Genomic DNA, 17760 nt, shown 5'->3' with positions numbered 1-17760 from the left:
CAAGGTCCCCGAGGCCCCCGAGTGCGCACCCCCGCAAGATCCACCTGCCGAAGCGGCTTTCCCCCGAGGTACGAGCCGGATTCGGGGCGCGAGGCATGTCAGCGCCTCTTGGCCCGATTTCCGGCCCGCTCGAAGGCAGGCTTGGCTAGGCCCAACGTGTTTCCCAGAACCGTCACGAAGCCGTTGACCTGTTGGCGGGCTGCCTGTTCTTGGTCTACCGGCAGCTCGAAGATATCGGCCAGCCCGCCGGCCTGAGCCATCAGTTGCGGGCGATGCTGCTGGTACTGCTTCCACTGCCGCCGGTGTTCCTCGCGCGCGCGGAGCAACACCGCCTCGTTGACGCTCTCGAAAGCCAACTCGCTGTTCGTCCGATGCCGCAATTCCCACATGGCGACCGCCATGTCTGTGGTGAGAGGCATTTGCGGGGGTCCGAGACCACGCACGATCTCGGGAAGGCCGAGGTGGCGCCACGGACTGGCCACAGCGCTGAGGGCGTCCGCAACGGCGTCCCAGTTCGGCTTGCCGGACTCCTCTCCTTCACGAATCCATGCTTTGGCTGTCGCGAGCTGGCTGCGTGTGGCCGAAGGGTGCGCGAACTGGTCGATCACCCTCTGGGCGCTCTCCTTGCGACGCGTGGCCGACTTGACGCCCGCTGATTGGGCGTGGGTCCGAAAGGCTCGTCGCGCTTGCTCGGAGGGGATCACCGCGTCATCGAGGCACCACATGTGCAACACGATGGGGATCATCGTCCTGTAGGGCGTACGAGGAAGTGTGGTCCGAAGGCGCGCGGCGTGCAGCTCGTAAGAGAGGCGACGCTGCCCACTGGGGAAGACGGCCGGATCGCTACCTCGCTGAGTGCTCTTCCGACGTAGCGGGGGCGCCAGCAGCCCGTACTCCACGTGATTTTTGACCGTGCGCGTGGTGATCTCAACGCCGAGCGTGAGGGCATCGGCAACGAGATCTTCCGCAGTCCCGGGCCCCCACCCGTCGTCCCAGTTCGCCACGTCTGGAACGTACATCGAGATTCGACGTCCAGGACGGGACATCAGCGATGTTGCTGCCGCAGTGTGAAGCCGTGACAGAGAGCCCTGCACCACACCTTCTGGCGGAGTCGGTGGCGCAGGGCCCGACAACCCATGAGGAGGCTGTATGCACAACCGTACGCGCCGCCCGCTGCGGCGCCGCCGCTACGCTCAGACGGGTAGGAACCCGCGAGTCGGTGAGATCCTGCATCGTTGTGTTCAGACAAGTGCGGTGGCTGTTGCCGTCGCGGTGACCACCAAGCTCACCGACTTCTTGTTGGCTCTCACGGGCCTCAAGTGAGGGCCTTCCGGAGCGGTCCGGGCAGGCTGCGGCACACCCCAGCCGAGGTCTCAGTGATTTGCTTGAGTGCAGGGGCTGAAATGGGCTTCTTCCCAGTGCTGGTAGGGAAGAGGCGGTCTGCTCGTATTGCAGGTGCAATGCACTGAGAAGCGTGCTGACATGTCAGCACGGGTGGCCGATCGAGGCGGATGGAGCCGGACGGAGGAGGGTCGAAACAGGGTCGAATGTCCGACTCTTCGGCTAAGCCCCAGGTCGGAAAGGTAACGATCTCGGGTTCGAATCTCCTAGGCTCCACACCCGAAATGCCCCCTGGACTGCGGAAATGCAGCTTCAGGGGGCATTTTTTGTGCCGAGAGGCGCTAACCGGGCAGGCGGGTCGCGGCGGCGTGGTCCGCCTGCCCGGCTTCGTCGCCTCCGCAGCTGAAGTCCTCCGGCGAGGTCCGCAGCTTGCCGAGCGCCTTGCGCAGTGCGGTGCGCTCGCGCTCGGAGAGGTCGGCGAAGAGTTCGCGTTCCACCGTGTCGAGCGCGGAATCCGCCGACTCGAGGCGTGCGGTCCCCTCGGGGGTGATCTCCACGATGTGCCGGCGGCGGTCGGCCGGATCGCGGCGGCGGTGCACGAGATCGTCTCTCTCCAGGTCGTTGAGGAGCGAGACGAGGATGCTCGGGTCCACCCCGAGGGCCTCGATGAGCGACTTCTGGGTGACCGGCCCGTCGGTGAGGAGCATGAGCGTCATCGAGTGCCGGGGAGTGAGCCCGGCCACGCCCAGGGCCCTTCGGAGCAGGGTGTCGGTGATGCCGCCGTGGTACGCGAGCAGGAAGCAGAGCCGGTCTGCCGATCCGTCCGGGGGCCCCGCGTCCTTTGCTGCCATACCCCCAAGGTATCAGCGCACCAATGATGGATGAGGGTTAATCGTTGATGTGCTTCAATCATATAGCTGCGCACGTCATCGGCGTCATTCAACTTTGGAGTCTCCTCATGTTCATTGCGTACGCCGTTGTCGGCATCCTGCTCGCCCTGGTCCTGTCCGCGTCGGCCTTCCTGACCTTCACCGCCAACGACAAGATCACCGGGAACATGGCCAAGGTGGGTGTGCCCGACTCCTGGCTCCCGCGCCTGGCCGCGCTCAAGGCGCTGGGTGCGGTCGGCCTGCTGATAGGCCTGGGGGTGCCGCTGATCGGCGCGGCGGCCGCGGCCGGCGTCGTCCTCTACTTCATCGGCGCGGTCGTCGCCCATGTCCGGGCGAAGGACCACGAGATGGCGCCGGCGGTCGTACTGGCCCTGATTGCGGTGGCTGCGCTGGTACTCAGGCTGCTTTCCGCCTGAGGCTAAGGGCTGGCCCGTGATCCCGTGCGCCCGCCAGGGATTACGGGGCGGCCCTTAGGGACTCAACCCCGCTGTACGGCCTGACCGGCACCGCGGACCCATAAGCAGAACTCCCTCGCCCTGCGCAGACGCAGGGCGAGGGAGTTCTGTTGTGCCACGGGGTGCACGGCGACGGATCAGGCGCGGTCGTCCAGGTCCGTGCCGTCCACGGCGTCCGGTCCGTCCGCGTCGGCCTGCTTGGCCTCGACCTCCGGGTCCAGGACCGTGGGACCGCTGCCGTCGACCGAGGTCAGCGGCGCGCGGTCGTCGACCTCGGTGGGGGCGGGGGGCTCGACCAGCCAGTCGGGGTTGGCCTGCTTGTCCCACCACCGCCAGACGGCATAGGCGCCGCCCGCGAGAATGCCCGCCACGGCCAGCCCCTTGAACAGCTTGCCGGCCTTGGCCCGCCGCTCGTGCTTCCGGGTCAGCTTCCTGATCTCCTTCGGCGTGACCTGCCCGCGCAGTGCGGCCAGCGCGGCCGCGCTGCGCGCGGTGGCCTCCTCGGCCATGGGCTGGGCGACGGCGATGGCGTGCTCGAAGCGGGGAACGGTGTAGTCCGTGGCGCTCCGGGCGGCCTGACGGGTGCGCAGCGCGGCCCGCTGCGCCGCCTCGTCGACCTTTGGGGGTACGTGTGCGAGGGCGAGTTCGATACGGGGTGCGAGATGCGCGTCGTACTGGACACGGGCCTGCTGAGCTGCCTTCGACACCTTCGGCGCGAGCAGGGTGCGGGCCTCGTGCGCGTAGTGAACGGCCTGTTCCTTGGCCGAGTCGGCGTAGGGCGCCACCACTTCCGCGGCGTGCTGCACGCTGTCCTTCGCCGAGTCGGTTGCGGCGCGCACGCTGTCGATGCGGGTCACGGGATCCTCCTCCTTGGTGGCGGGTAGGTACTCCGCCTATCCACCCAATTCGAGATCATGCCTGCGTGGGGCCTGTGCGGCACGCGGGACGGGCATCCGGGTCATTTCACTTCATACAGGACGTCAGGGATGTCCTTGGGCAATGCGGTGCAAGGGGAGCCTGCTGACGACAATGCCACGGTTCGGTCCGGCACGCGCCGGTTCGTCACACACTTGGCCGCATCGGTTCCCGCGGTGAGCGGCACGGGAAGCCGCAGGCGGGCGATCCGGACGCCGGTGGGACGGCCGGGACAGGGGCGCGCGGCACCGGCGGGCCGGGCGCCGGGCGGGGTGGTCCGTGCGAGGATCGGTGGACGTTCAGAGCAGACTTACGGAAGGCAGATCGTGGCCGAGCAGCTTTACGCCACCTTGAAGACCAACCAGGGCGACATCGAGATCCGGCTTCTGCCGAACCACGCGCCCAAGACCGTCAAGAACTTCGTCGAGCTCGCCACCGGTGAGCGCGAGTGGACCCACCCCGCGACGGGCACCAAGTCCATGGACCGGCTGTACGACGGCACCGTCTTCCACCGGGTCATCAGCGGCTTCATGATCCAGGGCGGCGACCCCCTGGGCAACGGCACCGGTGGCCCGGGGTACGAGTTCGGCGACGAGTTCCACCCCGACCTCGCCTTCACCAAGCCCTACCTGCTGGCCATGGCCAACGCCGGCCCGGGTACCAACGGCTCGCAGTTCTTCCTGACGGTCTCACCGACCGCCTGGCTGACCGGCAAGCACACCATCTTCGGCGAGGTGGTGGACCCGGCGAGCCAGAAGGTCATCGACACCATCGCGGCCACGCCGACCAACGCGCGCACCGACCGTCCGGTCGAGGACGTGGTCATCGAGTCGGTCGTCGTCGAGAAGCGCTGACCATCGAGAACCGTTGATCGTCGAGAGCCGTTTGATCAGCGAGAACCGTTGATCGTCGAGAGCCGCTGGTCGCCGTTTGTCACTGGCCGGTCACTCTCCGGTCCCTCTCCGGTCCCTCGTCCGGGAACCAACCGCCCGGCCCGTCCGTATTTGATGACAGAAGGGATGTGCAGGGCGGTGGCGTGCGCGCCGCCGCCACGACGAGGACCGAGGGGACCGGGAAGCCATGGGACCGATGGACCAGCAGCCGCCGGGCGCACCCGGTCAGACCCCGCCCGGCGGTCCGGCCGACTGCTACCGCCATCCGGGCCGTGAGACGGCGATCCGCTGCACCCGGTGCAACCGCCCGATCTGCCCCGACTGCATGGTCAGCGCCTCGGTCGGCTTCCAGTGCCCGGACTGCGTGCGCCAGGGGTCCGGTACGGGACACCACCCGGCTGCCAGTCAGCCGCGGACGATCGCCGGCGGCGCGGTCGCGGCCGACCCCCGGCTGATCACCAAGATCCTGCTGGGGATCAACGCCGCGGTGTTTCTCGCGGTGCTGGCCAATGGTGCGCTGACCAAGGATCTGGCGCTGCTCGGCCGGGCTCCCTACGAGTTCGGCGGCCCGGTCGAGGGCGTGGCGGAGGGCCAGTGGTACCGGCTGGTGACGTCCATGTTCCTGCACGAGGCGTGGTTGCACTTCGCCTTCAACATGCTGGGGCTGTGGTGGCTCGGCGGTCCGCTGGAGGCAGCGCTCGGCCGCGTGCGCTTCACCGCGCTCTATCTGCTCTCCGGACTGGCGGGCAGCGCACTGACCTACTGGCTCGCGGCGCCGAACCAGCCCTCGCTGGGCGCCTCGGGTGCCATCTTCGGCCTGCTGGGCGCCACCGCGGTGCTGATGCGCCGGCTGAACTACGACATGCGCCCGGTCTTCATGATCCTGGCGATCAACCTGGTCATCACCTTCAACCCCTGGGGCGGTATCGCCTGGCAGGCGCATGTCGGCGGACTGATCGCGGGTGCGCTGATCGGGTTCGGCATGGTGCACGCCCCGCGTGAGCGGCGGAATCTGGTGCAGTTCGGCACCTGCGCCGTGGCCCTGGTCGTGGTGGTCCTGATCGTGGTGGCCAGAACGGCTGCGCTGACCTAGCCGGCAAGCGGCAGCCGCGAGCGGTCCGTCGCAAGCCGTCAGCCGTCAGCCGTCAGCCGCAAGCGGCCAGCCGTAGCCGATGACAGCCGCAGTCGATGACAGCCGCGGTCGAGCAGCCGTAATCGATCAGCTGTCAGCCCTAGATGGACCGTTTGCGATCGAAGTTGTCCACAGCGTGTATCCGATCTTGTGCATTGTGTGGGTACAACTGTGCCCCTTGTCGCCGGCCTGGGTTTCTCCAGCAGGGACAAGGGGCGTTCCACCCTCGCAGAGGGTGGCGGCAGTCACACCGGCGTCAACGGCCGAGGAGTTATCCACAGATCGTCTGACCTTTTCCCCCGCCTGTGGATAACGCTGTGGGTAACTCAGGGCAAGGGTTGCGGGGCCGGTACCCGCTGTGGCGCCGCACAGACCGCGGAGCCGCAGAACTGCGGGGCTGTGGAGCCGCAGGAGCTACGGAGCAGCGGGAACTAGCGGGCTACTTCCACTGGGTCGAGACGCCGAAGCCGCCGGCGATGAAACCGAAGCCGACGACGATGTTCCAGTTGCCCAGCGAGTCGATCGGGAGGTCGCCGTCGGTCACATAGAAAACGACGATCCAGGCCAGACCGATCAGGAACAGCGCCAGCATCACCGGCGCCACCCAACTGCGGTTGGTCAGCTTTATGTTGGTTGCCTGCTTCGCCGGAGGGGGCGTGAAGTCGGCCTTCTTGCGGATACGTGACTTCGGCACGAGGAACTCTCCTGTCGATGCGCTGCGTGACCGCGCAGGGAACTGTGGCTGACGCCGGGGCGGGCGCGAGGGGGAATGCTGCCTCCCCCGGGCGTCCGTTAGCGTAGTGCTTCCGCGGCGCCGAAGGAGATAAGGGTACGTTGAGCAATTCTGCCGACTCTCCCCCAGGGCCGGTCCGGCGCACCTTCCGGCATCCGGTCAGAGTGCTCACCGCTGCCGTTTTCGCCCTGGCCGGCCTCATCTTCGTCACCAGCGCGAACACGGCCAAGGGCACCAATATCCGTACGGACTCCTCGCTGCTGAAACTCTCCGACCTCATTCAGCAGCGCAGCGAGAAGAACGCCGCCCTCGATGAATCCGCCACATCCGTGCGCGAGGACATCGACACCCTCGCGCAGCGGGACAACGGCAGTACCGAGGCGGAGGACGCCAAGCTCAAGGCGCTGGAGCGGGCCGCGGGTACCACGAAGCTCTCCGGCCGGGCCGTATCCGTCACGCTCGACGACGCCCCGCCGAACGCCACCGCGAGCCCCGGCTACCCCGATCCGCAACCCAATGACCTGGTCATCCACCAGCAGGACCTGCAGGCGGTCGTCAACGCCCTGTGGCAGGGCGGTGCCCGCGGGATCAAGGTCATGGACCAGCGGCTGATCTCGACCAGCGCGGTGCGCTGCGTCGGCAACACCCTGATCCTCCAGGGCCGGGTCTACTCGCCGCCGTACAGGATCACCGCTGTCGGTGACCCGGACAAGCTCGACCAGGCCCTCAACGCCTCCCCGGCGATCGAGAACTACCTGCTGTACGTGAAGGCGTACGGGCTCGGCTGGAAAGTGGACGAGCACGAGGCGGTGACTCTTCCCGGCTACTCGGGCACAGTGGATCTCCACTATGCGGAGCCGGTGAAGTAGCGAGCAGTTTCGGGGAGGCCGACCGGTGTCGGTGCGACTGATCGTCAGGACGTTCAGCGAGCTGTGCATCACGATCGGCGCGCTGATCGTCCTCTTTGTGGTGTACGTCTTGTTCTGGACCGGAGTGAAGGCCGCCGGTGCGACCGAGGGCCAGATCGACGACCTGCAGAACCAGTGGGCGCACGGGGCGGTGGCCGCACCCGCGCCGCAGCCCTCTTCGGGGACCTCGAAGCCGGCGGCCCCGGCGCACGAGGCGTACCGGGACGGAAAGCCGTTCGCGATGCTCTACATACCCCGCTTCGGTAAGGGGTGGGAGCGGCCCGTCCTGGAGAACACCGAGGTCAAGACCCTGCAGAAGGGTCTCGGTCACTACCGCGGTACGGCGGGGCCCGGCGAGACGGGCAATTTCGCGGTGGCCGGGCACCGGCGCACCTACGGCGACCCGTTCAAGGACTTCCCGAAGCTGCGTCCCGGTGACGCGGTGCTGGTGACGGACGGGACGACGTGGTTCACGTACCGCATCGACAAGAAGCCGTACCGCACCGTGCCGAGCGATGTCGGTGTCATCGACCCGGTCCCGCGCAAGTCCGGCTTCGACGGGCCCGGCCGCTATCTGACCCTGACCACGTGCGAGCCGGAATGGGGCAGCAGCCACCGGCTGATCGCCTGGGCGCACCTGGACGCGACCCAGCCCGTGACCAGCGGCAGACCGGCAGCTTTCCACAGCTGACCCACGGCCGAGCCTTGGCCCTTTAGTCTGGTTCCCGTACCGAATGAATGGGGTCAGCATGTACGGCTGGATCTGGCGGCATCTGCCGGGCAACGCGTGGGTGCGTGCGGTCATTTCGCTCGTGCTCGCCCTGGCGGTCGTCTATGTGCTGTTCCAGTACGTCTTCCCGTGGGCGGAGCCGCTGCTTCCGTTCGGCGACGTGACGGTCGACGGTGCGAGCGCGACGGGGGCCGGCCGATGAGCGCCCGCATCCTGGTCGTCGACAACTACGACAGCTTCGTCTTCAACCTCGTGCAGTACCTCTACCAGCTGGGCGCCGAGTGCGAGGTGCTGCGCAACGACGAGGTGACCACGGCCCACGCCCAGGACGGCTTCGACGGGGTCCTCCTCTCGCCCGGCCCCGGCACCCCCGAGCACGCGGGCGTCTGCATCGACATGGTGCGGCACTGCGCGGAGACCGGGATCCCCGTCTTCGGCGTCTGTCTGGGGATGCAGTCGATGGCGGTGGCGTACGGCGGTGTCGTGGACCGCGCCCCCGAGCTGCTGCACGGCAAGACGTCCCCGGTGATCCACGAGGGCAAGGGCGTGTTCGCCGGTCTGCCCTCCCCGTTCACCGCGACCCGCTACCACTCGCTCGCCGCCGAGCCGGACACGGTCCCCGAGGAGCTGGAGGTCACCGCGAGGACGGCCGACGGCATCATCATGGGGCTGCGCCACCGGGAGCTGGCGGTCGAAGGGGTGCAGTTCCATCCGGAGTCGGTGCTCACCGAGCACGGCCATCTGATGCTGGCGAACTGGCTGGGGCAGTGCGGTGACGCCGGAGCCGTCGAGAGGTCGGTGGGGCTCGCGCCGGTGGTGGGCAAGGCCGCCGCGTGACCCCACCCCGCCACGGACGCGAGGCCGGAACGGACGGTCCGTACGATCCGGGGGCGTTCGAGGCGGCAGGCGCGTTCGAGGCGGCGGTCGACCAGCTGGCGGACCCGCTGAACGATCCGCTGCCGGGGGAGCACGCCTCACCCTGGTTCCGGGCGGAGGACGCTTCAGCGGGGCCGTCCGGCCCGGACACCGCCGCGGCGGGGCCGGATGCCGGCGGGATCTCGGCGGCGCAAGGGCCACGCGGGCCGCAGACGTCCCAGGAACCTCCGCGCGAGTGGTACGACCCCGACGGGTACGAACGGGACTGGTACGGCCACCAGGAGCCCGCACAGGCTCCCTCCACCGCACCGCTCCCCCGGGACGACGAGACCGTCGCGCTGCGCACGGCGGACCTGCGGCGCATGACGGCGGCCGGCCTGACGGTGCCCGCCCCCCGCCCGGCGCCGGAACACGGTCCCGGACCCGGTGAACCGGAGGGCGATCCAGGACTCGCTGACCCGGACGGCCTCGCCGAACCGGATCGCCCCGCTGGACCGGATCGCCTAGCTGGGCCTGGCGGTCCCGTTGAACCAGACGGGACGGCTGACCCGGACGAGGTGGTCGCGGAGGACGGTGCGGCCGGGAGTCCGCAGGGCACCGGAGGCCGGGCCGAGCGCCGCCGCGCGGCGAAGGGCCGGGGGCGACGCCGTGCCGAACAGCCGGCGGCGTCCGGCACCGGGCCGGCGGCGGGTACGGCCGTACCGGCGCGGCCGATGTCCCGCATGGAGGCGCGGCGGGCGGCCAAGGCGGCCAAGGACAGCCCCGCGGTCGTCGCCAGCCGGGTGGTCGGCGAGCTGTTCATCTCGCTGGGTGTGCTCATGCTGCTGTTCGTCACGTACCAGCTGTGGTGGACGAACGTGCGCGCCGACCAGATCGCCGGCAAGGAGACGCACAAGATCCAGGACGACTGGGCCAGCGGCAAGCGCGCCCCCGGCACCTTCGAAGCGGGACAGGGCTTCGCCATCATCCACATTCCGAAGCTGGACGTGGTGACGCCCATCGCCGAGGGCACCAGCAAGGAGAAGGTCCTCGACCGCGGCATGGTCGGCCACTACGGCGAGGAGCCGCTGCGCACGGCGATGCCGTCGGACAAGCAGGGGAACTTCGCCCTGGCCGGTCACCGCAACACGCACGGCGAACCCTTCCGCTACATCAACCGGCTGAGCCCCGGTGACCAGATCGTGGTCGAGACGCAGGACGCCTACTACACGTACGAGATGACGAGCGTGCTGCCCCAGACCTCGCCGTCGAATGTGTCGGTCATCGGTGCGGTGCCGCCGCAGTCGGGGTTCAAGAAGCCCGGCCGGTACATCACGCTGACGACCTGTACGCCCGAATTCACGAGTACGTACCGTTTGATCGTCTGGGGCAAGATGGTCGACGAACGGCCGCGCAGCAAGGGGAAGCCCGACGCGCTCGTGAACTGAGCGGGCTGAGCGGGCTGAACGACATCACGACAGGGGCGGTGCGGTGGCAGCGAGGACCGAGGACCAAGAGCAGACCGGCGAGTCCGCGCCCCCGGTGCGGCCCAGGGGACGCCATCCCGTCGCGACCGCGGTCAGTCTCTTCGGCGAACTCCTCATCACCGCAGGCCTGGTGCTCGGGCTCTTCGTCGTCTACTCCCTCTGGTGGACGAACGTGCTCGCCGACCGCGAGGCCGTCAAACAGGGCCACACCGTCCGCGACCGTTGGGCCGGCGGCCCCGGGGCGCTGGACACCAAGGACGGCATCGGCTTCCTCCACGTCCCGTCGATGAAGAACGGCGAGGTGCTCGTCAAGAAGGGCACCGACACCGAGAACCTCAACAACGGCATCGCCGGCTACTACACCGATCCGGTGAAATCGGCGCTCCCCTCGGACAAGCAGGGCAACTTCACCCTGGCCGCCCACCGCGACGGTCACGGCGCGAAGTTCCACAACATCGACAAGGTGCGGACCGGGGACGCGGTCGTCTTCGAGACCAAGGACACCTGGTACGTCTACAAGGTCTTCAACGAACTGCCCGAGACCTCGAAGTACAACGTCGGCGTACTGGGCCCCGTCCCGAAGGGCTCGGGTGCGAAGAAGCCCGGCCGCTACATCACGCTGACGACGTGCACCCCCGTCTTCACGTCGAAGTACCGCTACATCGTGTGGGGCGAGCTCGTCCGTACGGAGAAGGTCGACCGCGACCGTACGCCCCCGGCTGAGCTGCGCTGACGCCGGGCCGCTGCGAGGAGCGGCGGTGCGCAACGCGGAACGCCCGGCCGGGAAATCCCGGCCGGGCGTTCGCTTGTGCGCTGGGTCAGTTCCGTCGGCCGGACGGGCCGCCGAAGATGTTGCCGTCCCCTCCGCCGCCCTCCATGGTCGTCAGGGTGACCGTGGACCCCTTGTCGACCGGGGTGTTGGGCATCGGGTTGCTGAGGATCACCTTGGCGTTGGGCTTGTCGACCGAGGTGGGACCGAGCACGACCACCAGGCCCATGCCTTCGAGCTGGCCCTTCACTTCCTGGTAGGTCTTGTTGAGGATGTCGGCCGGGATGGTGACCTGCTCGGGCTGAGCCGGCCCCTTGGACACCTTGAGGATGATCGCGGTGTCCTTGCCCACCTTCTCGCTGGGCTTCGGTGTCTGGTCGACCACCTCGCCGGCGGGCTTCTCGGAGTCGACATCGCTCCGGCCGACGTTGGTGAAGCCGTTTCCGGTGAGCTGGGCGACCGCGTCGTCGTAGTTGCGGCCGATCACCGGGGGCACCGAGAGCAGCTTCTCCGTGGCGACGGAGATCTTGACCTCGGAGTTCTTCTCGGCCTTGGAGTCGCCCTTCGGCGTCTGGTCCAGGACCGTGCCCGGCTTCGCTTCGGAGGACTCGACCGAGTTGACCGTGACCGTGAACCCCTTGGCTTCGAGAAGCTTGCGGGCGGTGTCCTCGGTCTCGTTCGTGACGTCCGGCACCTCGATCTTGGGTGCGCCGCTGGAGACGAAGACCGTGACGGTGTCACCCGCCGAGATCTTCTGGTCCTTCGTCGGCGTCTGCCGGCAGATCTTGCCCTCGGGCTGCTCCTCGCACTCCTCCTTCGGGCCCCTCTTGAGCACGATGTCGGTGTTGTCGGCGAGCCCCTGAGCTTCCTTGAAGGTCGATCCGACCATGTTCGGCGCGTTGAACGTGTCGCCGGTGCTGTTCGTGTCGCCGAAGACCGCCTTGCCGATGAGGACCGCGCCGATCAGCACCAGGATGCCCGCGATGACCAGCAGGATCGTCGAGGTGTGGCTCTTCTTCTGCCGGCGGCGGTCGGGGCGGTCGTCGTAGCCGTCGTCCGGGTTGACCGGGGGCAGCATCGACGTCTGGGCGCCGTTCTGGTCCGCGGCGCGCAGGGCGGTGGTGGGCTGGTCGTTGCCGTAACCGTCGTAGCCGCCGTAACCGGCCGCACCCATCGCCGCGGTGGCGGCGACCGGCTGGCCGTCGAGGCACGCCTCGATGTCGGCGCGCATCTCATCGGCCGACTGGTAGCGGTAGTCGGGGTCCTTGACCAGGGCCTTCAACACGATCGCGTCCATTTCGGGCGTGATCTCGGGGTCGAAGTTGCTGGGCGTCTGCGGCTCTTCCCGCACGTGCTGGTAGGCAACCGCGACGGGCGAGTCCCCGATGAACGGCGGCCGGACCGTCAGCAGCTCGTAGAGCAGGCAGCCGGTCGAGTACAGGTCGGACCGCGCGTCGACCTGCTCGCCCTTGGCCTGCTCCGGGGAGAGGTACTGGGCTGTGCCTATGACGGCTGCGGTCTGGGTCATCGTCATGCCGGAGTCGCCCATGGCGCGGGCGATGCCGAAGTCCATGACCTTGACCTGGCCGGTGCGCGTCAGCATGACGTTGGCCGGTTTGATGTCACGGTGGACGATGCCCGCGCGGTGCGAGTACTCCAGCGCCTGGAGGATGCCGACGGTCATCTCGAGCGTGCGCTCGGGCAGCAGTCTGCGGCCGGAGTGCAGCAGCTCCCTGAGCGTCGACCCGTCGACGTACTCCATGACGATGTACGGGATCGAGACCCCGTCGACGTAGTCCTCGCCCGTGTCGTACACCGCGACGATCGCCGGATGGTTGAGCGAGGCGGCGGACTGGGCCTCACGGCGGAACCGGGCCTGGAAGGACGGGTCGCGGGCGAGGTCCGCCCGGAGCGTCTTCACAGCTACGGTGCGGCCGAGCCGGGTGTCGTGGGCGAGGTAGACCTCGGCCATGCCACCACGGCCGAGCACCGAGCCCAGCTCGTACCGGCCGCCGAGGCGACGCGGCTCTTCCATAACTGTTCCAGCCCTCTCCGTCAGTCCTGACCGCACCGGTGTGCGGTCCGGCGGTGTGCTGTTCGCGCATACGCTACCGGCCGCGCACTACCTGATCAGCCCGCAGGCAATACCTGATATCCGACCGGTATCCCAATGTGCAGATATGGAGTCCGGTGTGAGCGGCGTCACTTCTTGCTGTCGATGACTGCCTTCATGACCGCCTTCGCGATGGGCGCGGCCAGACCGCCACCGGAGATGTCGTCGCGGAGGGCCTTGCCGTCCTCCACCACCACGGCGACGGCGACGGGGGAACCGCTGTCCGTCTTCGCGTACGAGATGAACCACGCGTACGGCTTCTCGCTGTTGTTGAGACCGTGCTGGGCGGTGCCCGTCTTGCCGCCGACGGTGACGCCCTGGATCTTGGCGTTCTGTCCCGTGCCGGTCTCGACGACGGTCTGCATCATCTGCTGGAGCTTCTGCGCGTTCTCGCCCGAGAGGGGCCGGCCGAGCTCCTCCTTCTCGTGCGTGTAGATGACGTCCAGGTTGGGCGCCTGCCGCTGGGCGACCATGTACGGCTGCATCAGCTTGCCGTCGTTGGCGACCGCGGAGGCGACCATGGCCATCTGGAGCGGAGTGGCGCGGTTGGACGCCTGGCCGATGCCCGCCATCGCGTTCTGCGGGCGGTTGTCCTTGGGGTAGATGCTCGCGCTGGAGCGGACCGGCGTGAAGATCTCCTCGTTGAAGCCGAACTTGTTGGCCTCGTCGATCATCTTCTGGTTGCCCAGGTCATCGCTGATCTTGCCGAAGACGGTGTTGCAGGACATCCGGAGCGCTTCCCGGAGCGAGGCGTTCTCGCACGGGATGTTGCCCTCGTTGTCCAGCGTGTCGCTCGACTGCGGCAGTTTGTACGGCAGCGGCGACTTCGTGTCTTCGTCGATGTCTGTGTAGAGCCCGTTCTCCAGGGCGGCGGCCGCGGTGACGACCTTGAAGGTCGAGCCGGGCGGGTAGGTCTCGCGCAGCGCCCGGTTGAGCATCGGCTTGTCCTTGTCCTTCAGCAGCGACTGCCAGGCCTTGGTGTCGGCCTTGTCGTTGCCCGCGAAGGTCGAGGGATCGTACGAGGGGGTGCTGGCGAGCGCCAGGATGGCGCCGGTCTCCGGGTCGATGGCGGCGACAGCGCCCTTCTTGTCGCCGAGCCCTTCGAAGGCGGCCTTCTGCGCGGCGCTGTTGAGCGTGGTGACGATGTTGCCACCCTGCTTCTTGTTGCCGGTGAACATCGACATGGTGCGGTCGAAGAAGAGCTGGTCGTCGTTGCCGGTGAGGATGCCGTCCTCGATGCTTTCGAGCTGTGTGGCGCCGAAGGCCTGCGAGGAGTAGCCGGTGACGGGGGCCCACATGGGGCCGTTCTTCCACACCCGCTTGTACTTGAAGTCGCTGTCCTCGGTCTCGGCGGACCCGGTGACCGCTCTGCCGCCGTCGACGATGATGTTGCCGCGCTCGTGGGCGTACCGCTCGATGCGGACGCGTCGGTTCTCGTCGCGGGTGTTGAGCTCGTCGGCCTTCACGTACTGGAGATAGTTCGTCCGCGCGAGCAGGGCGAAGATGAGGACGCCGCAGAAGATCGCGATCCGGCGCAGGGGCTTGTTCACGGTCGGACCACCTGGGTCATCTCGGCGTCGGAGGACGGGGCGGGGGCCGGAGCGGGGCGGCGGGCGGTGTCGCTGATCCTGATGAGGATGGCGATCAGCGCCCAGTTGGCCAGCACGGACGAACCACCGTACGCGAGGAACGGCATGGTCATACCGCTCAGCGGAATGAGTCCCATGACACCGCCGGCGACCACGAAGACCTGGATCGCGAAGGCGCCGGAGAGACCGATTGCCAGGAGCTTGCCGAAGGGGTCGCGCGCGGCGAGCGCGGTACGCACACCCCGCTCGACGATCAGACCGTAGATCAGCAGGACGGCCATCATTCCGGCGAGCCCGAGCTCCTCGCCGACGGTGGAGAGGATGAAGTCGGCGTTGGCGGCGAACATGATCAGGTCCGAATGGCCCTGGCCGAGTCCGGTGCCGAGTGTGCCGCCGGAGCCGAAGGACATGAGGGACTGAGCGATCTGATCGCTCTGCGCGATCGTCGCCTTGGAGAACGGGTCGAGCCAGGCGTTCACCCGGTCCTGGACGTGATGCTCGAAGGAGGCGACACCCACCGCGCCGGCAGCCGACATCAGGAGACCGAAGACGATCCAGCTGGTCCGCTCGGTGGCGACGTACAGCATGACGACGAAGAGGCCGAAGAACAGCAGAGAAGTACCGAGGTCGGTTTCGAAGACCAGGATCAGGATCGACAGGGCCCAGATCGTGATGATCGGTCCGAGGTCACGTCCACGCGGCAGATACAGACCCATGAAACGGCGGCTGGCCAGCGCCAGCGCATCCCGCTTCACCATGAGGTAGCCGGAGAAGAACACCGCGATGAGGATCTTGGCGAACTCACCCGGCTGGATGGAGAACGGACCGAGGCTGATCCAGATCTTCGCACCGTTCACCGCGGGGAAGAACATCGGGATGATCAGCAGGATCAGCGCTGCCACCATGGAGATGTAGGTGTACCGCTGAAGGATGCGGTGGTCCTTGAGGATCATCAGCACGGCGACGAAGAACGCGACGCCGATCGCCGAGTAGAGCAGCTGCTTGGGGGCGTCGGGGCTGTATGCCCCGTACATGCTCTCCGCACGGCGGATCAGTCTCGGCGACTGGTCCAGCCGCCAGATCAGGACCAGGCCCAGCCCGTTGAGCAGCGTGGCCAGGGGCAGCAGCAGCGGGTCCGCGTACGGAGCGAACTTGCGCACCACGAGGTGGGCGACGCCGCCGAGCAGGATGAGACCTGCCCCGTATCCGAACATGCCGGACGGGAGCTCGCCGTCAATGGCGAGCCCCACGTTGGCGTAGGCGAACACCGAGATGGCGATGGCGAAGACCATCATCATCAGTTCGGTGTTGCGCCGGCTCGGTGCGTCGATCGCGCCGATCGTGGTCGTGTTGGTGACAACGCTCATGGTGCTGAAGGCCCCCTACGGCTTTACTGCTTACCGCACTGCGGGACCAGCTTCTTCTCTTCCTCCGAGAGGCTGGGACCAGGAGTGGGAGTCGCTGAAGTCTGCTTGGTCTTGGTGCCGCCGGACGTCGAGGAGGTCTTGGTGGCCTCGGTGTCCGTACCGGCGGCCTGGCCCTCGTCGGCCTGGGCGTTCTTCTCCGCCGCGCGACGCTGCGCGTCCTTCTTGCAGGCGGTGGCCTGGGCGGAGAGCTCGCCGATCTTCTCGCGGGCGTCGTCGAGGCTGCCCTCGGCGATCGTCGCCTCGACCTGCTTGCGCTGGTAGGGCGGGAGGTACTTGAGTTCGATCTCGGGGTGGTCTTTCTCGACCTTCGAGAGCGAGACCCAGGCGAGGTCCTGGCTGATGCCCCGGTACAGCGCGACGTTGTCGTTCTTCGCGCCGACGTAGAACTGGGTCTGGGTCCATCGGTAGCCGCCGTAGAGACCGCCGCCGATGACCGCCAGCGCGAGCACGATGTACAGGGACCGCTTGAGCCACTTGCGGCCGCCGGGCTTGACGAAGTCGTCGTCTGAGTAGGACCCGAAGGACCCGTCCGGCATGCCGCCGTAGCCGACGTCGTCACCGCTGCCGGGCGGGCCGAAGCCGCCCGTGGGCGGCGGGACGGTGCGGCCGAGACCGGCCGCGCGTCCGGCCGGGGTCTCCATCGCGCCGCCGTCGTTCAGCTGGGCGGCCTGGTTCTCCGCGACCGCGCCGACGATGACCGGGGTGTCGTTGAGCTGCCCGGCCAGGGTGTCGTTGCTGTCGACGTCCAGGACGTCGGCGACGATGCAGGTGATGTTGTCCGGGCCGCCACCGCGCAGGGCGAGCTGGATCAGGTCCTGGATGGTCTCCTGGGGGCCCTGGTAGCTGGCGAGCGTCTCCTCCATCGTCTGGTGGGAGACGACGCCGGAGAGCCCGTCGGAGCAGATCAGGTAACGGTCGCCGGCCCGGACCTCACGGATGGAGAGGTCGGGTTCGACGTGGTCGCCACTGCCCAGCGCACGCATCAGCAGGGAGCGCTGCGGGTGGGTGGTGGCCTCCTCCTCGGTGATCCGGCCCTCGTCGACCAGGCGCTGGACCCAGGTGTGGTCCTGCGTGATCTGGGTCAGGACGCCGTCGCGAAGCAGATACGCGCGGGAGTCGCCGACGTGGACGAGGCCGAGGCGCTGACCGGTCCAGAGGAGGGCCGTGAGCGTGGTGCCCATGCCCTCGAGCTGAGGGTCCTCCTCGACCATCATCCGCAGCTGGTCGTTGGCCCGCTGGACCGCCGTACCGAGCGAGGTGAGGATGTCGGAGCCGGGCACGTCGTCGTCGAGCTGGACGAGCGTGGAGATCACCTCGGAGCTGGCGACCTCACCGGCCGCCTGGCCGCCCATGCCGTCGGCGATGGCGAGAAGGCGGGGTCCGGCGTAGCCGGAGTCCTCGTTGCCTTCCCGGATCATGCCCTTGTGCGATCCGGCGGCGAAGCGCAGGGAAAGACTCATGCGCACCTCGCCCGTCGGCTCGGGGTACAGCCGGTCTCGAGCCACACTGCCCACCCTCCGGTC

General features: G+C 68.0%; 17 protein-coding genes. 9 read left to right on the top strand and 8 right to left on the bottom strand.

What is annotated here, in order from left to right:
- Positions 1 to 98 precede the first annotated feature (98 nt).
- Positions 99 to 1004, bottom strand: a complete 906-nt coding sequence (locus OG782_RS18215; RefSeq protein ID WP_406452242.1) for a hypothetical protein — start codon at positions 1002 to 1004, stop codon at positions 99 to 101.
- Positions 1005 to 1682: 678 nt separating this feature from the next.
- Complete coding sequence (locus OG782_RS18210) at positions 1683 to 2192, bottom strand: MarR family winged helix-turn-helix transcriptional regulator (RefSeq protein ID WP_406452240.1); 510 nt, start codon at positions 2190 to 2192, stop codon at positions 1683 to 1685.
- Between the two features lie 107 nt (positions 2193 to 2299).
- Here OG782_RS18210 and OG782_RS18205 point away from each other — a divergent pair, with 107 nt between their 5' ends.
- Positions 2300 to 2647 carry a DoxX family protein gene (locus OG782_RS18205; protein ID WP_406452238.1) on the top strand — a complete coding sequence of 116 codons (348 nt, stop codon included), beginning with the start codon at positions 2300 to 2302 and terminating at the stop codon, positions 2645 to 2647.
- Positions 2648 to 2823: 176 nt separating this feature from the next.
- On the opposite strand, the gene OG782_RS18200 is transcribed toward OG782_RS18205, so the two are convergent.
- Positions 2824 to 3543 (bottom strand): DUF5324 family protein, encoded by a 720-nt coding sequence (locus tag OG782_RS18200; RefSeq protein ID WP_406452236.1) that lies wholly within the window; start codon positions 3541 to 3543, stop codon positions 2824 to 2826.
- A gap of 384 nt (positions 3544 to 3927) precedes the next feature.
- Here OG782_RS18200 and OG782_RS18195 point away from each other — a divergent pair, with 384 nt between their 5' ends.
- Entirely contained in the window at positions 3928 to 4455 is a 528-nt protein-coding gene (locus tag OG782_RS18195; RefSeq protein WP_406452234.1) for a peptidylprolyl isomerase, read from the top strand.
- Between the two features lie 235 nt (positions 4456 to 4690).
- On the top strand, positions 4691 to 5587 hold the full coding sequence (locus OG782_RS18190; RefSeq protein ID WP_406459142.1) for a rhomboid family intramembrane serine protease: 897 nt from the start codon (positions 4691 to 4693) through the stop codon (positions 5585 to 5587).
- 478 nt (positions 5588 to 6065) lie between these two features.
- On the opposite strand, the gene crgA is transcribed toward OG782_RS18190, so the two are convergent.
- Positions 6066 to 6320, bottom strand: coding sequence for a cell division protein CrgA (gene crgA, locus OG782_RS18185; RefSeq protein ID WP_136326732.1), 255 nt, complete (start codon positions 6318 to 6320; stop codon positions 6066 to 6068).
- Positions 6321 to 6460: 140 nt separating this feature from the next.
- Here crgA and OG782_RS18180 point away from each other — a divergent pair, with 140 nt between their 5' ends.
- The 6 genes from OG782_RS18180 to OG782_RS18155 are packed head-to-tail and all read left to right on the top strand — an operon-like array spanning position 6461 to position 11072.
- Positions 6461 to 7228 carry a DUF881 domain-containing protein gene (locus OG782_RS18180; RefSeq protein ID WP_406452232.1) on the top strand — a complete coding sequence of 256 codons (768 nt, stop codon included), beginning with the start codon at positions 6461 to 6463 and terminating at the stop codon, positions 7226 to 7228.
- A 25-nt stretch (positions 7229 to 7253) separates the two neighbouring features.
- Positions 7254 to 7958, top strand: coding sequence for a class E sortase (locus OG782_RS18175; protein WP_406452230.1), 705 nt, complete (start codon positions 7254 to 7256; stop codon positions 7956 to 7958).
- A gap of 58 nt (positions 7959 to 8016) precedes the next feature.
- Positions 8017 to 8199 carry a hypothetical protein gene (locus tag OG782_RS18170; protein WP_406459140.1) on the top strand — a complete coding sequence of 61 codons (183 nt, stop codon included), beginning with the start codon at positions 8017 to 8019 and terminating at the stop codon, positions 8197 to 8199.
- Complete coding sequence (locus OG782_RS18165; RefSeq protein ID WP_406452228.1) at positions 8196 to 8834, top strand: aminodeoxychorismate/anthranilate synthase component II; 639 nt, start codon at positions 8196 to 8198, stop codon at positions 8832 to 8834. Before OG782_RS18170 ends, OG782_RS18165 begins: the two co-directional genes overlap by 4 nt.
- Positions 8831 to 10300 carry a class E sortase gene (locus tag OG782_RS18160; RefSeq protein WP_406452226.1) on the top strand — a complete coding sequence of 490 codons (1470 nt, stop codon included), beginning with the start codon at positions 8831 to 8833 and terminating at the stop codon, positions 10298 to 10300. Before OG782_RS18165 ends, OG782_RS18160 begins: the two co-directional genes overlap by 4 nt.
- 43 nt (positions 10301 to 10343) lie before the next feature.
- Positions 10344 to 11072, top strand: a complete 729-nt coding sequence (locus tag OG782_RS18155) for a class E sortase (RefSeq protein WP_406452224.1) — start codon at positions 10344 to 10346, stop codon at positions 11070 to 11072.
- Positions 11073 to 11157: 85 nt separating this feature from the next.
- On the opposite strand, the gene pknB is transcribed toward OG782_RS18155, so the two are convergent.
- The 4 genes from pknB to OG782_RS18135 form a co-directional block, all read right to left on the bottom strand.
- Positions 11158 to 13143 carry a Stk1 family PASTA domain-containing Ser/Thr kinase gene (gene pknB, locus OG782_RS18150; RefSeq protein WP_406452222.1) on the bottom strand — a complete coding sequence of 662 codons (1986 nt, stop codon included), beginning with the start codon at positions 13141 to 13143 and terminating at the stop codon, positions 11158 to 11160.
- A 167-nt stretch (positions 13144 to 13310) separates the two neighbouring features.
- On the bottom strand, positions 13311 to 14771 hold the full coding sequence (locus OG782_RS18145; protein ID WP_406452220.1) for a peptidoglycan D,D-transpeptidase FtsI family protein: 1461 nt from the start codon (positions 14769 to 14771) through the stop codon (positions 13311 to 13313).
- Positions 14768 to 16177, bottom strand: a complete 1410-nt coding sequence (locus OG782_RS18140; protein ID WP_406452218.1) for an FtsW/RodA/SpoVE family cell cycle protein — start codon at positions 16175 to 16177, stop codon at positions 14768 to 14770. Before OG782_RS18140 ends, OG782_RS18145 begins: the two co-directional genes overlap by 4 nt.
- Before the next feature lie 23 nt (positions 16178 to 16200).
- Positions 16201 to 17697 (bottom strand): Stp1/IreP family PP2C-type Ser/Thr phosphatase, encoded by a 1497-nt coding sequence (locus OG782_RS18135; RefSeq protein ID WP_406452216.1) that lies wholly within the window; start codon positions 17695 to 17697, stop codon positions 16201 to 16203.
- Between the last annotated feature and the right edge of the window lie 63 nt (positions 17698 to 17760).

The sequence above is a fragment of the Streptomyces sp. NBC_00876 genome, from assembly GCF_045207435.1.
Classification (GTDB): Bacteria; Actinomycetota; Actinomycetes; order Streptomycetales; family Streptomycetaceae; genus Streptomyces.
This window is presented reverse-complemented; position numbering and strand designations above follow the sequence as displayed.

Coding starts and splice junctions, on each gene's coding strand:
- OG782_RS18210 (WP_406452240.1), bottom strand. CDS start 2,192: ATGGCAGCAAAGGACGCGGGGCCCCCGGACGGATCGGCAGACCGGCTC.
- OG782_RS18205 (WP_406452238.1), top strand. CDS start 2,300: ATGTTCATTGCGTACGCCGTTGTCGGCATCCTGCTCGCCCTGGTCCTG.
- OG782_RS18190 (WP_406459142.1), top strand. CDS start 4,691: ATGGACCAGCAGCCGCCGGGCGCACCCGGTCAGACCCCGCCCGGCGGT.
- OG782_RS18170 (WP_406459140.1), top strand. CDS start 8,017: ATGTACGGCTGGATCTGGCGGCATCTGCCGGGCAACGCGTGGGTGCGT.
- OG782_RS18165 (WP_406452228.1), top strand. CDS start 8,196: ATGAGCGCCCGCATCCTGGTCGTCGACAACTACGACAGCTTCGTCTTC.
- pknB (WP_406452222.1), bottom strand. CDS start 13,143: ATGGAAGAGCCGCGTCGCCTCGGCGGCCGGTACGAGCTGGGCTCGGTG.
- OG782_RS18140 (WP_406452218.1), bottom strand. CDS start 16,177: ATGAGCGTTGTCACCAACACGACCACGATCGGCGCGATCGACGCACCG.
- OG782_RS18135 (WP_406452216.1), bottom strand. CDS start 17,697: ATGAGTCTTTCCCTGCGCTTCGCCGCCGGATCGCACAAGGGCATGATC.